This window comes from Methylobacterium oryzisoli (assembly GCF_046557895.1).
GTDB classification, from domain to species: Bacteria; Pseudomonadota; Alphaproteobacteria; order Rhizobiales; family Beijerinckiaceae; genus Methylobacterium; species Methylobacterium oryzisoli.
On sequence record NZ_JBKIBX010000015.1, the window covers coordinates 100,811 to 113,808 of the forward strand.

At 63.4% G+C, this 12,998-nt stretch carries 14 protein-coding genes; 6 read left to right on the forward strand and 8 right to left on the reverse strand.

From position 1 onward, the window contains the following. The first annotated feature begins 498 nt into the window (after positions 1 to 498). From ACKUB9_RS16550 to ACKUB9_RS16560, 3 genes are all read left to right on the forward strand, one after another. Positions 499 to 969, forward strand: coding sequence for a hypothetical protein (locus ACKUB9_RS16550; RefSeq protein WP_407523769.1), 471 nt, complete (start codon positions 499 to 501; stop codon positions 967 to 969). A gap of 179 nt (positions 970 to 1,148) precedes the next feature. Further along, the gene (locus ACKUB9_RS16555) at positions 1,149 to 1,406 is read left to right on the forward strand and encodes a hypothetical protein (RefSeq protein ID WP_407523771.1); all 258 of its coding nucleotides are present in this window, start codon (positions 1,149 to 1,151) and stop codon (positions 1,404 to 1,406) included. Between the two features lie 627 nt (positions 1,407 to 2,033). After that, on the forward strand, positions 2,034 to 3,134 hold the full coding sequence (locus ACKUB9_RS16560) for a VapE domain-containing protein (RefSeq protein ID WP_407523773.1): 1,101 nt from the start codon (positions 2,034 to 2,036) through the stop codon (positions 3,132 to 3,134). 456 nt (positions 3,135 to 3,590) lie between these two features. On the opposite strand, the gene ACKUB9_RS16565 is transcribed toward ACKUB9_RS16560, so the two are convergent. From ACKUB9_RS16565 to ACKUB9_RS16575, 3 genes are all read right to left on the reverse strand, one after another. Beyond that, positions 3,591 to 4,217, reverse strand: a complete 627-nt coding sequence (locus ACKUB9_RS16565) for a hypothetical protein (protein WP_407523775.1) — start codon at positions 4,215 to 4,217, stop codon at positions 3,591 to 3,593. Between the two features lie 145 nt (positions 4,218 to 4,362). Further along, a complete protein-coding gene (locus tag ACKUB9_RS16570) occupies positions 4,363 to 4,920 on the reverse strand; it encodes a hypothetical protein (RefSeq protein ID WP_407523777.1) in 558 nt (185 codons plus the stop codon). 123 nt (positions 4,921 to 5,043) lie between these two features. Continuing rightward, complete coding sequence (locus ACKUB9_RS16575; RefSeq protein ID WP_407523779.1) at positions 5,044 to 5,517, reverse strand: hypothetical protein; 474 nt, start codon at positions 5,515 to 5,517, stop codon at positions 5,044 to 5,046. Here ACKUB9_RS16575 and ACKUB9_RS16580 point away from each other — a divergent pair. Next, positions 5,510 to 5,668 (forward strand): hypothetical protein, encoded by a 159-nt coding sequence (locus ACKUB9_RS16580; RefSeq protein ID WP_407523781.1) that lies wholly within the window; start codon positions 5,510 to 5,512, stop codon positions 5,666 to 5,668. The genes ACKUB9_RS16575 and ACKUB9_RS16580 overlap by 8 nt on opposite strands. A gap of 126 nt (positions 5,669 to 5,794) precedes the next feature. On the opposite strand, the gene ACKUB9_RS16585 is transcribed toward ACKUB9_RS16580, so the two are convergent. The 3 genes from ACKUB9_RS16585 to ACKUB9_RS16595 form a co-directional block, all read right to left on the reverse strand. Next, the gene (locus tag ACKUB9_RS16585) at positions 5,795 to 6,256 is read right to left on the reverse strand and encodes a hypothetical protein (RefSeq protein ID WP_407523783.1); all 462 of its coding nucleotides are present in this window, start codon (positions 6,254 to 6,256) and stop codon (positions 5,795 to 5,797) included. A gap of 332 nt (positions 6,257 to 6,588) precedes the next feature. Then, positions 6,589 to 7,131: a hypothetical protein gene (locus ACKUB9_RS16590; protein ID WP_407523787.1), complete on the reverse strand. Its 543-nt coding sequence runs from the start codon at positions 7,129 to 7,131 to the stop codon at positions 6,589 to 6,591. A 536-nt stretch (positions 7,132 to 7,667) separates the two neighbouring features. After that, the gene (locus ACKUB9_RS16595) at positions 7,668 to 7,997 is read right to left on the reverse strand and encodes a hypothetical protein (protein ID WP_407523789.1); all 330 of its coding nucleotides are present in this window, start codon (positions 7,995 to 7,997) and stop codon (positions 7,668 to 7,670) included. A gap of 1,360 nt (positions 7,998 to 9,357) precedes the next feature. Between ACKUB9_RS16595 and ACKUB9_RS16600 the strand changes: the two genes are divergently transcribed. Further along, entirely contained in the window at positions 9,358 to 9,630 is a 273-nt protein-coding gene (locus ACKUB9_RS16600; protein WP_407523791.1) for a hypothetical protein, read from the forward strand. A gap of 120 nt (positions 9,631 to 9,750) precedes the next feature. Here ACKUB9_RS16600 and ACKUB9_RS16605 read toward each other — a convergent pair whose 3' ends face one another. Next, the gene (locus tag ACKUB9_RS16605; RefSeq protein WP_407523793.1) at positions 9,751 to 10,995 is read right to left on the reverse strand and encodes a hypothetical protein; all 1,245 of its coding nucleotides are present in this window, start codon (positions 10,993 to 10,995) and stop codon (positions 9,751 to 9,753) included. Between ACKUB9_RS16605 and ACKUB9_RS16610 the strand changes: the two genes are divergently transcribed. Then, positions 10,981 to 11,268 carry a hypothetical protein gene (locus ACKUB9_RS16610; RefSeq protein WP_407523795.1) on the forward strand — a complete coding sequence of 96 codons (288 nt, stop codon included), beginning with the start codon at positions 10,981 to 10,983 and terminating at the stop codon, positions 11,266 to 11,268. The genes ACKUB9_RS16605 and ACKUB9_RS16610 overlap by 15 nt on opposite strands. A 480-nt stretch (positions 11,269 to 11,748) precedes the next feature. On the opposite strand, the gene ACKUB9_RS16615 is transcribed toward ACKUB9_RS16610, so the two are convergent. Further along, entirely contained in the window at positions 11,749 to 12,810 is a 1,062-nt protein-coding gene (locus ACKUB9_RS16615; protein WP_407523797.1) for an IS630 family transposase, read from the reverse strand. Positions 12,811 to 12,998 lie beyond the last annotated feature (188 nt).

Genomic DNA, 12,998 nt, shown 5'->3' on the forward strand with positions numbered 1-12,998 from the left:
TCGGTTCGCGAGGGAGTGCGGCCTCCCGAGATGGCCCGACTCGCACATCCGTCGCCCGACCCGCGGCGCGTCCCGCGATGACGACCTTGCGTGGTGCGGAGCCACCGATATCACATCCGGCGCCGCTCCCTCGTTTCCCGGGTGCACGCCGCGGTGAACGATGGCCGCGCGCGGCAACTCCGGGAAGGAGCATGGAACTGACAGTTGGCGGACACGGCCTTATCGAACCAGAGGCGATCCGTGACCCCGCGATCCACCACGCGGAAGCGGGCGTACTCGAGCGACGCATCGCGGCCGCGCCCGCTGAGAAGCAGCGGACGCCTCGGCGCGCAGGCGCTCACGCTGGACTTCGTCGCAGTCGCCGCCTGATGCGCCCTCGTCCACCCCTGGCCCGGGACGGCTTTTTACCTCGGCTTGGTGGCCGCATTCGTGGGTATGGCGCTCGCGTGAGGACGGCTGGCGACGCGGCCGGTGCCCGGGTGGACGGTTCTCGGCTTCGTGCTGGCGAACGCCGCTTTGCTCACCGCGACCTTGATGGTGCCGAACCCCCTCGACGCCCCGCCCTGGCCCGTGGCGATGAAGCTGCGGCCGCCGAGGTTCACCTTCTTCCTGATGCTGGTCGCCTGGTCGGCCTTTACCCTGTCGCCGCGGCTGGTGCTCGGCTCGGGGCTGACCGTCATCCTGAGCTGGAGCGTCGGGGTCGGCGTGGTCGCGCTCCGGTCCGAGACCGTGCTCGGGTTCGGCCTGCCGGACGCCCGCTCCGAGGCGCTGGCGCGCTACCTGGATCCGCGCTTGGTCGACGTCGCGGCGTGGGCGTCGACCGTGTTCACCGCCTGCCCGGTCACCGCGATCTTCGCCACCGTGGTGGTCCCCACGCGACGGCTGGAACACCGAGGGCAAGGCTTCAAAAAAGGGGCTTGCAATCGGGAATCCACGCTCTTAGGGGGAGGTAGCAGGAGTGAACAATGACCCCTGCAAACACCTCAGAAATCGGCATCTCTGAAGTCGAAGTCGATAAATTCGGCCTCAGGCGCATGTGTTCGACGGTCAAAGCGACCCTGCAATCGCCGTGGGAGCACCGGTACGATCAGAGATACTAAGTCCAATTCAGCAGTCGCGACATCCGCTATACCAGTATCAAACTGACGATGCGACCGAACTGGCTGACGTTCGGATTTGTCGACATCAACCAGCCGACATTCACCGATTACTTTATGGAGAAGGGCGAGCAAGATTTGGCGTGGATGGTCGCGTGCCAAATGATTGCTGAGGGGATCATCAAAGGTATCCCACAAGACGATGGCTGGACGCACGAGGTGCTGACCAAGAAAGGGCTCGGGATCGCGCGCGTCGACCCCGAGATGTACGAGTGCTGGGTGGATACGGCCTACTACGGGCAGTGGTGATCCGCGCCCATCGAGGATCCGCGGGCTCTCGACCGGCTGCTGATGCTCGACGAGGCGGGCAGCGCGGTTGTAGGCCGCCTTCCCGCGTGGCCTTAATGGCCTTCAGGAACTCGACCTCGGCTTCGAGTTCCTGGATCGAGATCAAGCCCGGGCAAAGCTGCTTCAGCCTCCCTGAAGCCGCTCGGCGAAGTCCTCCGGCACCTCGCCGAACTGGCCAAGGATCGCCACGCTCTCAAGCTCGTCTGTCTCGACGATCACGATCTTGAGCTTCCCGGCACCGGGCATTCGCCTGCGATGGCCTCGGCTCCTTTCGGAACGCAGCTTCTTTCGATCGGTCCTTGACACGGCGGTCGCGACCCCATACGAGCCCGCCCCGGCTCAGAGCTGGGACTGAACGAGCGTTGCCGCGAGGCCCGAAACAAGGGCTTGGCGGCGGCTCCGCAGTCTGCAACACAGGTCAGGACGCCGCGGGCCAATTGCTGAGCCTGCGGCGTTAGATTTTTGTGATGCTCTTCCTGCTATTTTCATGCAGGACACTTGGAGATACTGGCAACAAATTCATAAAGCACGTTCGTTTTCAACTTAGACTCATTGTCATTTACCACTTCATACTTCAAGGCTACTGCTATGTTTGACGGCGTTTATAGCGTCGCTGCTTCCGCGCGCGGCCAGTCCCACTCGGCTGCCCAACTCGCTCCTTCGATCGCGCAGGCGGTCGCCGCGCAGCCTGCCTTTTCCCAGGTCGGCACCTACGGGACCGGCGTGAGGGCGTTCGTCGAGGGTATCCTCGAGCAGCGGGAGATCACCTTCCAGTTCAACGGAAGCCCGCGATCCCTTAAGGGACAATGGACGGCGACGTGCCTCGACGAGGTGCTGGCCTGCCTGTCGTTCCAACCGATCTCGCTCAGCAACCTGCCGGGTGATCTCGTGCTGGCGGCTCGTGACCTCGGGCTCAAGGTCGGAGCTGACATCCTGCGACATGTCGTGCGCACCCTGCAGGAAGAGGCGAAGACGCGGCGTCGGGCGGCCGTGCTGCATCCCCTCATGCAGCCTCTCACCTCGGACGAGCAGATCCGCGCCGAACAGATGTGGCGCGATCTGGTGGCTGCGGCGTTCGACATGCCCGCGGATCTCGCGATCGCGCTGCTCAAGCACTTCATCCATCAGGTGAAGAGCAAACCTCTCTATCGAGAGATCCATCACCACATGATGCCGATCATCGTCTCCCCGCATCAGGATGCCGGAAAGACAACGTTCGTTCGCCGTCTCGTCCAACCCCTGGACGATCTTGTGAGTGGTGCTGCCCTTCTGTCGGATCTGAGCGACAAGCGCTGCCAAAAGCTGCTGTCTTACCCCGTCTTCGTGATTGACGACTGCGAGCAGATCAAGGGTCAGCAGATCCCAATCCTTAAGGCTTTGCTGACGGCGGAGGAGGTGGAGAGGCGCAACCTCGGCACCTCGTTTACCGAAACCGTCAGCCAGCTGGCGACGATGATCGCCACGGCCAATCAGCCGGTGAGCGAGTTGATCAAGGATCCGAGCGGCCACCACCGGTTCCCCCAGATGACTTTCCGCATCGATCCGAATTCGCCCGACCACGCCGCGGCCTGGGAGGTGATCAACGCCACGAATTTCCATCTACTCTGGCGGTCCGTTGACGTGTTCGAGCCTTCGCCGGTCCTGCACCATCTGCCTGCTCAGCGCGAACTTCAGGCGGAGCACACGTAACCGGGGCAAATTCCCGGGCGAGCACCACGCTTGCTCGGCACCGGCTTATCGCAAGCCATTGAGATTGTTGTACCCGCCGTTTGCGCGAGACGCCGACACGGCCATGCTGCCCGGGAATTTGCCTCGGTTACGGAGCACACCGACCTGTGCGAGGTCGAGGAGTGGCTGTCCGAGTTGCGGCCGAGCGAGCCCAAGTACGCGATGATCCGGACTGGGGGCGGCCTTAAGGCGGAGGGGCTGTATAAGATCTTCGAGGGCAAGACCGGCAGTCGGCTGACCTTGTCGGCTTGGGGCCGCCGAATGAACCAGCTCACTCGACGTCAGAGCATGCCCCTCTCCCCCAAGCGTAAGGTGTCGTCCGGAACGGTTTATCCGATCCGGTAGGTTGACACGGCAAGTCTCGCGTCGTCAAGCCCAACAAGGGCCTGACGATCTCTAATTCTAGCCAATCGTCCGTCAGGCGAAGCGCATTACCAAGTAGACCAAGTCATCTTCGTTCGGAGTGTCGTCGAAGAAGATAGCCGAACGCCCATCGATACTCTTGCGCAAGAGCCGACGCTTCGTCGCCAAATTATCATCGACAAAGCACATCTCCTCCTCATCGAGAGAATGCTGCCACGCACCGAAGATCCAGCGGGTGCGAATGTCGGTGCACAACACGGCGTCGCCGTAGCAACAAACTTTCCGGTGCCGTCCGCTGATCCAGCGCGCGTCCGGCTGGTGGATGAGGCCCGTGGCTAGAGGATTGAGCGGGAAGTGAGTGGACACGTCACAAGGTGAGTTGGTCCAGCCAGGCACTCCGTAGGTCGCAACAACCTCAGCGTATTTGCCGTTGTACACGGTTCGCACGTTACACTTCTGAGCACCAGGATGCCAATTCGGCAAGTCGATGTCATCACCGCATCGGAAGACCCACGTCAATCCTTCATGTTCTGTGACGGAACCGTCGGTCCGGATAATGTGTCTGAAGCCGAGTTTTGTGTTCCACATGAAGCCTTTCCCTTGCAACCTCGCGAGCGCTGCTTTTGTGCGGCCAGAAATTTTTCGTCTTTCATGCATGTTGATCAGTGTTCCGCAATCCATCTAATAGAACTTGTGAAGGGCTTGGCGTCATCATAGTTGATGGCCGAGTTGCCCTTCTCTGCCTTGCGAGCAGAGAAGGGCTGGTGTGCTTGAGGTCCCGCCGTTCAGGCGTCGTCTGCGTTCGAGACGAAACTCGGGCGCAGGATCAGCTGGCCGCCGAGGCGGGCAGAGCGAACGCGAACTGCACGATCCCCGAGTTGCGGGGCAGCTCGACCCCGGACGCTTTCAGCTTCTCGAGGCGGTCGATCGCCGTCGCGATCAGCGGCTCCTCGCTGATCGCCTTCACGGTCCGGGGATCATCCATGGGAAGACTGTTGTGAACCACGTCCCGGGGGATCTCCCAGTCCTCATCGTGCGCGGCCATGAGGTGGGTCATGCTCGACCAGATCGGGGCGCGCACGCGGGTCATGCCGAACGTTTCCGGTCCGGCGTACCACACGGGCAGATCAGGATACTGCTCCTTGAGAGTGCTGACAAAGTCCAGAAGCTCGGCCGCGTCTTCGAAACCAGCGTAGTTCCAGGCCGGTCGATTGGGCATTCCGAACCTGAGCACATAGTAGTCCGCACAATCGAACCACACGTTCGCGTCGTCCTCGTCCGTGAGGGCCACAATCTCGACGTAAGTCGCCCGATCGAACTGGTAGCAGCCAAAGCTTTCTTGCGTGCAGTTTCTCTTGAAGCGCAAATAATCGCGGGTGTGCATAATATATCTCAATAAAATTCGAAATGATCAAAAAATCTGGCGTTTTCCATGGGCCGCCGGCTGTTCTGCGCGACGGCACTCGTGGCAAATGGCAGGCGTTAGCAACCTGCGGTCCGACTGCAACTACGGCGTGACGTGCGCGATGACCGCCGCGATCAAGGGGATCTCGTCGATCGCGCCGAGCACCTCGGGATCATCCGGCGCGAGGGTGCCGGCCGCGACCTGGGCCACCAGCTCCCACTCTCCATAGACCTCACTCAGGACTTCCGCGAGCCCGAGCCACACGTCGCCGGTGATCTCGGCCTGGGTCTCCAGCCCGTCGTACCAGACCCGCAGATTGGGGTGGGCCGCCTTAATCGCGATCATCGTCTCGACCGCGTCCTTGGCGTCATCACACCGCACGAGCGTGAACGGCGGTCCCTCCGCGCGGCCGTAATCGACCCGAAAATCGCCGGCTTCGGTGATGTAGCTCACGACGGTGTAGTCGTCGAGCTCGCAGGTCGGGCGGAGCGAAATGTAGGTCGCTTGCCCAAGCTTCTGAACCGTCTCGCGGTTAGCATAGGCATCCTTCGAGCAGACGAAATCTTCGATGGTCATCAATTGGCTTTCTGAAATCAGCCGCGCCCTTGAAAATCAGCGGGTGGCGGCGTTGAACATCTTGGTGATAGCGGATGTAGCGCTCGGGCGTCAAATTTTTTCACAGCGCAGTCCGGCTGAGGTAGACCGAGTTCCCGACGATCGTTCGTGACGAAGGTGCTACTCGCCTGACCTCAGTCTCTCGCCCGTCTCGCCCGAGATCTACTCGATCCCGGGCCGGACGTAGATGGTGATGCGGGTGCCAGAGGCGTGCGCTCTGCCCTCTATGCAGCCGAGGCTACGACGTGGCGTGCGCGATGACCTTCGCGATCAAGGGCACCTCGTCGATCGCGATGAGCACCTCAGGATCGTCAGGAGAGAGGGATCCATCCATAACCCACTGCATCACCTCCCACCATTCGCTCGCGAAGCTCCAGAACTCAGCGAGGCCGAGCCACACGTCGCCGATGATCTCATCGTGCGTCTCCTTACCGTCGTACCAAATCCGCAGGTGAGGGTAGGCGGCCTTGATCGTAATAATCATCGCGACCGCCTGCTCGGCGTCGGTGTACGTCTCCATCGTGAACGACGGCCCATGCGCCGGGCCATAGTCGATCCGGAACTCCTCGGCCTCATCGAAACTCGCCAGAACGGTGTTAGCGCCGAGCTCGAACGTGGGACGGAGCGCAATGTAGGCCGCGTCCGCAAACCTCTGGACCACCTGGTGCTCGATGGAGCAAGACAAATCAGTCGTGTTCATGAAAGTTCTTTCGCAAAGGTGCCGTGCCCTTGAAAACTGACGGTTAACGGCGGTGAATATCTTGGTAGTAGCTGACGCCGCGCTCTGGCGCCAAATTCTTTCTTGAGCTGCTGGCCGCCAGGAGCGTGACGCCTTCTTCGAACTCGCGGTTGGCGGCGGCATTTCCCGGCGTCAGACCGACCAGACCCACCATAGCCTCCAGGGTGGGGTGATCGGCTGGGCGGTGTCGAGGGGTTCGCGAGTTCGAACACCGTCGCTCGCGAGTGACGAAGTGGCGGTCGCGGACGATCGACGCAATGCTGCCGTCGCCCTCGTCAAACGGTATTACCCATCTACAGGCTCGCCTGCCGGGAGGCACGAAGCCTCTCAACCATCTGCTTCGTAACAGAGAACTCGATAGCCGAACCCAGCGCTCGGGCATGCTCGTAGAGTTTCAGCGCCCCGTCGCGCTCCAGCCGCTCGATCACCTCCTCGGTCGTGCCAGGCAACTTCACGTATGCGTAGCCGATCGACGCGTTGGTGATGAGCACATTCCGGTAGCCGAGGTACTTCAGCAGGCCCATCGCCGAGGCGTGGAGCAACATCTGCCCCGTAAAAACCATGGCGAAGGTGAGAGTGCCCGGATTGCCATCTTCGAGCTGGACCGGCTTGCCGAGCTCCGCGCCGAGGTTGTCGATGAGCGTGTTGGTCCAGACCAGCGAAGGCTTCGGCCGCTCCTCGCGCGGAACGCTCCTGATCATGCCGGCGATCACCTTGCGCAGGCGTCGCTCCTCCTTGCGCACCAAGGCCATGTCCAAGACCTTGCAGCCATCCACCTCCCCAGTCACCCTGTCGACGTACGTCACGAACCCGTAGGGATTGATGTCCTGAAACATGTTGGTCCTCAAATACTGCCGCGGCGACCCGCGGCGATGAACGAGGACCAGAAACCACATCGGGTAGGCGGATGTCGAAATTCTCGTGCGGTGCCTTCGCGCGAAGTTTGACAAGCTGAGAGTAAGGTGTGGCGGGTTCGTCACGCGACGACGACCGTCGTGTGCGAGAGTTGATGCGGATCGCGACACCTTGCTCCGACTCGTCGACGAAGGTGTCGGCTCCGCGCTGCAGCGGCACCGCGTACTCGCCAGACCCACCATAGCCACCGGGGTCGCCATGGTGGGTCTGGTGGCCTTGGTGGATTGGAGCTCAGTTCGTAACGCACGACCGGCAGACAAAGCCGCCGCGGTCGAGCGTCGCCCTCGACAAACAGGATCACTCGGCAGCCTGTTCGGGCAGGGCGGGGCAGTCGATGGATCGGCCGCGCTCGTAGAAGGTCCGATGGTGGTTGTAGGAGTGACAAGGGCGCCAACCCGCAGCCCCTCCGGCGAGCCCGATCGAGACATAGATCTGGGGAACCGCCAGCGAGCCTGGGTCAGCTCTGCCGGAAGATCCGGCGCAGTTCGCGGTCGGTCTCGATCTCGACGTGCCAGCGCGCCCCGGCACTACCGCCCCACCGCTTCCCAAACCTGGCCCGCAGACGGGCGACGACCTCGGCGCGCACCGCCTCGTAGTTCCTCGTGCGGTGCGCGCGCCACAGAGCTCCCGCGACTTCGCGCTCGTAGGTGGCCCGGACGTTGAGGAGCGGCAGGTGAGCCTCGCGGCGAAGGGCGTTGCGCTTGAGGACCTCCTCGAAGATGGCGGCCCGGTCGACGGGCTGCGGGGTCGCGGCGACCCGGATCTGCTGATGGTCGGAGACGCCCACGGCTACCTCGTGCAAAGCTACACCCCGGAGTCCAGCACGCGCCGGGATTTCCGCAACTTGTTTCGAGCGCCGGGCGAGCGGGTCTACCGTTACCATCACGTCCTCGCCTTCGCGGCGACGGAGGAAGCCTCCGTTGCGCGGCCGGACTCAGCGGCCACCCGGACGATGGGTCCGATCATAATAACCTTAGGTTGCGCAGCATTTCGAGCCCTTTGCGTGCTGGCCTTCGGCCCGGACCATCGCACAGAGTCCATCCTCTTGTGGGGACAGCACTACTCCAAACTACAGGCTCCAACGGTGGGTCAATGAACAAAATCTTATGATCGTGGAAGAACTGGAGCTCGTAAACGCTTTCATGGGGTACTTCACTCGTCATGCGGTTGTTAGATTTGGAGTCAGGCCGGCCTGGATCGACTGGGTCCATCATTGAAGATCAAGCGATTTGCTTGCAAGATATCCCGGCCGGCCGCATCATCTACGTCAGGTTTACCCCTAATCTCTGCTACTTGAAGTTCTGTCAATATCTACGCGACCCGCATTTCGCGACAGTCCGTCGCGGTCCAGAGTCCACGTAGAACCTCGAGGTCGGCGATTTAGAGGCTCGGGCGAACTCGGATGCAACTGATACACTCGCGGCTGCCCACGGCCCTGTGAATGGATTTAAAGGGCGTCGTGGGAGGGGGCGTCAGCGGCTTTTCGCGAACTCGCTCGACCCTGGGGTGTCGAAGCGCTCCACGGCTGTCCTGGTCCATCTGACGCGATTTGGCGCCCTGCTGCGGGTGGGCCTGATCGCGACTGACACTTCATCTCCTACCAGTAGCTGCTCGCTCATGGCGGGTATGGCGATCCTGGCGGCTCTGAAGGCCTGCTCTCGGGCATGCGTGGGCAGCCGACGCTGCGGTGGGTGCCCTCCGCCTACCGCTTCGCCTTCTCGGCGGCGCGGCGACGCCGACCCCGGTCGCGCACGGCGCCGCGTCCCTGCTCGACCCGGTTCCGCTTGGTGGATACCTCAGTCGGAACCTCCGTAGGCGCCCAAAGTGCTCCAGATGGTTGGTGTGCCGGATCTTCGCCTCTTCGGCGGCGATCAGCTCGGCGACAAGCCGCGGCGTCGGCAGGTGGGAACGGACTGCAAGGTGGTCTCGCTGCGCCAAGTGGTCGAGGTATGCCTGGATGCCCTGCAGCGCGACCAAGTAGTCCGGGCTCATCGGTGATGGCGCGACCACTCCCACGCAGTAACCGCTGCCGAACCAGGGTATGGCGCCTCACGGAAATTTTGGAGCCAAGCTCGCTATCCGTGTACACACTCATTCGGTGGCCGCTGAGACGGCCGCTCCATTGCAAAATCTTAGGGATACTTACAGTGAATTTGTACTATGTGACCGCTTTGTCTCCGGACAATGAGGACATCAAGTCCTACGTCATCGCCGAGGATGAAGACAGCGCGCTCCTGCACTGGAGCGACAAGTTCTTCTTCGGGGACGGAGTCGAGACGGTCAATGATCTCCGTTCCGTCTTCGACGATACAATCGAGGTTGAGCTTCTCCGCGCGGCACCGGGCGAAGCGGTCGGTTTGATTCGAGACCGGCTCATCGAGCAGATCTGCCGGGCGGCGATCATCTCGACGAAGTTCTAGTCCGCCGGAAGGGGTTTGCGGCGATCCCCATCCAGAGCTCGACGTCCTTGACGAGCCTGCCCCCGAAGGGCCGACCAATCCGTCTCACAACGACGGTCGGCCTCGAAGGCGTGGTCGAGCCTATGGCGAGTATGGTGACCCTGCCGGCTCTGACGGCATGCTCTCGGCTTTGCGCGGGCGGCCGACACCGCGGTGCGTGCCCTCGGCCTGCCGCTTGGCCTTCTCGGCGGCGCGGCGAAGCCGACCCCGTTCGCGCTCGGCCACCTTCTTCTCCTCGCTCCTCTCTCGCAACGAGCGGGCGTCAGGAGTGATCGTCGCAGGCGGCGGGGAGGTGCCCAGGCGGGTCGCATCCATGATCCCTGCCTCCTCGACCGCGATCAGCTCGATCCGATCCGTGATGCCGGTCGCCAGGAGCTTGTCGCGCAGCGCTGCGGCCTGGAGCTCATCGTAGACGTAGACGTCGTAGTTGCCGCCGTAGTCGGCGTTCCGGACGGCGCCGCGTAGCACGAACTGCAGGACGTCCTCGTACTCGCGGGTGTGCTTGATCGCCTCGCGGTCAAGGCCGAGCACCTGGAGGATCGGCTCATCGTCCTGCTGCGCCTTGCTGCTGTAGATCAGACAGCAGGAGGTGTGGTGGCGCAGCGCGTTGCTCCCGGCCTGCTTGGGTTCGACCCATTGACCACCGAGGCGGTGCCGGAAGTAGGGGCGCGCCGCCTTGTTCGCCGACCAGTAGCCCTCGAACCCGACGCGCGCGAGGTGCTCGGAGATCCGCACGAGGCAGAGGCTGCCCGCGTCCGTCTCCCACCAGTCGGTCGAGCCCGGATGCCGGGTGAAGAAGTGGACCCTGATGCGCGGCTTCGCGCGGGGTTCTCCCGCACCAACGTCGACGAACTCGAAGCGCAGGGCGCCACCGTGAAGGTGGCGGCTCGCATGGTAGAGCAAGCTGGAGCGGAAGCTGGCGCCCGTGATGGTCACCGAGGCGCAGCCCGCGAGCTCCATCGGCGTCCAGGCCGACCACCAGCGCACCGGGCGCTTGGGGTGGCGAGCTTCCTCCCAGTCGGCGACGTCGACGTAGACCTCGCGGGTCGGGCACTGCGCGGTGGCGTGGAAGGAGGCCAGCTTGGAGTCGCCCGCGGTGATCTCGCGACGGGTGAGCGCCTCGACGTCCGGATGCGGTGCCGCCTGCCACCATCCTGGGTGCTCGGAGGGTAGGAGCACGTAGTGGCGCTCGAGCGAGCTCCAAGTCGTGGTCGCCGAGAACCTGCCCGAGACCACGGCGGCCTCCGGCACCTCGTCGATGCCGACGTGCCAGCCTCGGAGAAGTACGGGATCGAGGCCGAGGAGCATCTCGTGGGTGACCAGCACGATCGCGTGGTCGGTGGGGCCATAGCTCGCGAGGGCATCCCGAATGCGGCGCTCAACGGTGCCGATCGTCGGCTGGCGCGAATGGATGGCGGTGACCGGGATCCCGAGGTCGCGCGCCCGAGCCGATGCCCGAAGTTCTTCCGCGTGCTCGTCGAGGAGCTGCGTGCGAGGCGCAGCGAGGAGATGACGCCCGACGACGTCGAGCGAGGTGGCGCGGAGCAGGGTGGTTTTGCCGCATCCAGGCGGCCCAGAGAGTATTCGGCAAGAGAGTAGTAGAAATTGCGTCCGTTGCATATCTTAGGAAAGAAATAGAGGATGGAATATTCGAGTGTAGTTGATCGAGATCAAGCAGATCAATTCGTTACGTCGGAGAGGTGAACTGGCGAAGCACCTGCCGAAGCAGAGCGGTGCGACCGCTTGCGGGAGCGACCGCTCGCTTCGGCCGCCGGGGTGGTCGGCGAGCAGCCGAACGCCACGGCGTCGGCGCCTGCGGCGAGGAGGTGAAAGGGCAGGGGAGATCACCGGGGGCGATGGCGCAGGTATTGATGAGGCCGCTCGCTCCTCGCGCTGACGCGCGCTCGCGACCGGCTGCCACTCGTGGTTGGTTCGAGGTCGCACACCTGCGGCGAGCGCCCTCTCTCCAACCACTTCGTGGCGAGAAGTGGAGGGCTTGTGGTTCCTGGTTCGACCTCGCGCCTCGAGCACTCATCTCTACCCTATGACGCCGAAGGCGTGATCCCCTAGTGCACTGACTCAAACAGATGGTGCAGCCTGGCTGGTGAGGATTGCGGCCGCGGGCTTGGTCCAGACGAAGGGTCTGGGCCGCTCGTTGTGCTCGGCGATGTAGCGGTTGATCGCTGCCTGCAGATCGACGATCCCCGTGAACGTGCCGCGGCGCAGCCGCCGACGCGAGAGCGCCGAGAAGAAGCCCTCGACCGCGTTGAGCCAGGAGGCGGAGGTCGGGGTGAAGTGAAACACCCAGCGTGGATGGCGGGCCAGCCAGGCCTGCACCTTGGGGTGGGTGTGCGTGCGGTAGTTGTCGAGTACCACATGGATGACCTTGCCGGCGGGCACCGCCGCCTCGACGGCGTTGAGGAAGCGCAGGAACTCCTCGTGGCGGTGGCGCTGCATGCACCGGCCGATCACCGTGCCTTCCAGCACGTTCAGCGCCGCAAACAGCGTCGTGGTGCCGTGGCGAATGTAGTCGTGGGTACGCGTGGCCGGTCGTCCAGGTGTGAGCGGGCGGTCGGGTCGAGTGCGCTCGAGCGCCTGAATCTGAGACTTCTCGTCCACAGACAGCACCACCGCATGGCGGGGCGGATCCAGGTAGAGGCCCACGATGTCCTCCACCTTCTCGGCGAAGGCCGGGTCGGTCGAGCGCTTGAAGGTGCGCACCCGGTGCGGCTGCAGGCGATGCTCCTGCCAGATGCGCTGGACCGAGCGCAGCGAGATGCCGGCTGCCGCGGCGACGGCGCGACCGGTCCAGTGGGTGACCTCGCCGGGCGGCTCGGAGCAGGTGAGCGCCAGCACCTCGGCGACGGTGCTGGTGGCATGGGGTGGCTTGCCGGGCGGGCGGGTCTTGTCGCGCAGCAAGCCCTCGACACCCTCCTCGGCGTAGCGCTGCTGCCAGCGCCAGACGGCGGTTCGGCTGACGCCGGCTTGGTGGGCAACTTCGAGGACGGGCAGGCGGTCGCCCGAGAGCAGAACGATGCGAGCACGCTGGATGTGCTTGAACGAGCGGGCGCGGTCCTGGCTGATTGCGCGCAGCCGCTCCTTCTCAGCTTCAGTGAGGATTACGCAGACAGTCTGAGCCATGCCCCACACTCGCATGGCTCAGCCTCATGGTGAACCTTCCGAATGCGTCACTGCACTAGAGACGCAACGGATGGAGTTTCCAAACCCGAGCCCGCTCCCGAGCTCTGGCGCCTAAGCTCACCCCGACGGTCTCCTTCGGTCATTGACAGTTGCAGAACGAACACGGTCGACGCGTTCGGCAATGGGTG

Excerpts from the sequence above, each read along its gene's own strand:
- ACKUB9_RS16555 (WP_407523771.1), top strand. The coding sequence starts at position 1,149 with ATGCGACCGAACTGGCTGACGTTCGGATTTGTCGACATCAACCAGCCG.
- ACKUB9_RS16560 (WP_407523773.1), top strand. The coding sequence starts at position 2,034 with ATGTTTGACGGCGTTTATAGCGTCGCTGCTTCCGCGCGCGGCCAGTCC.
- ACKUB9_RS16565 (WP_407523775.1), bottom strand. The coding sequence starts at position 4,217 with ATGGATTGCGGAACACTGATCAACATGCATGAAAGACGAAAAATTTCT.
- ACKUB9_RS16570 (WP_407523777.1), bottom strand. The coding sequence starts at position 4,920 with ATGCACACCCGCGATTATTTGCGCTTCAAGAGAAACTGCACGCAAGAA.
- ACKUB9_RS16580 (WP_407523781.1), top strand. The coding sequence starts at position 5,510 with ATGGTCATCAATTGGCTTTCTGAAATCAGCCGCGCCCTTGAAAATCAG.
- ACKUB9_RS16575 (WP_407523779.1), bottom strand. The coding sequence starts at position 5,517 with ATGACCATCGAAGATTTCGTCTGCTCGAAGGATGCCTATGCTAACCGC.
- ACKUB9_RS16585 (WP_407523783.1), bottom strand. The coding sequence starts at position 6,256 with ATGAACACGACTGATTTGTCTTGCTCCATCGAGCACCAGGTGGTCCAG.
- ACKUB9_RS16590 (WP_407523787.1), bottom strand. The coding sequence starts at position 7,131 with ATGTTTCAGGACATCAATCCCTACGGGTTCGTGACGTACGTCGACAGG.
- ACKUB9_RS16615 (WP_407523797.1), bottom strand. The coding sequence starts at position 12,810 with ATGGCTCAGACTGTCTGCGTAATCCTCACTGAAGCTGAGAAGGAGCGG.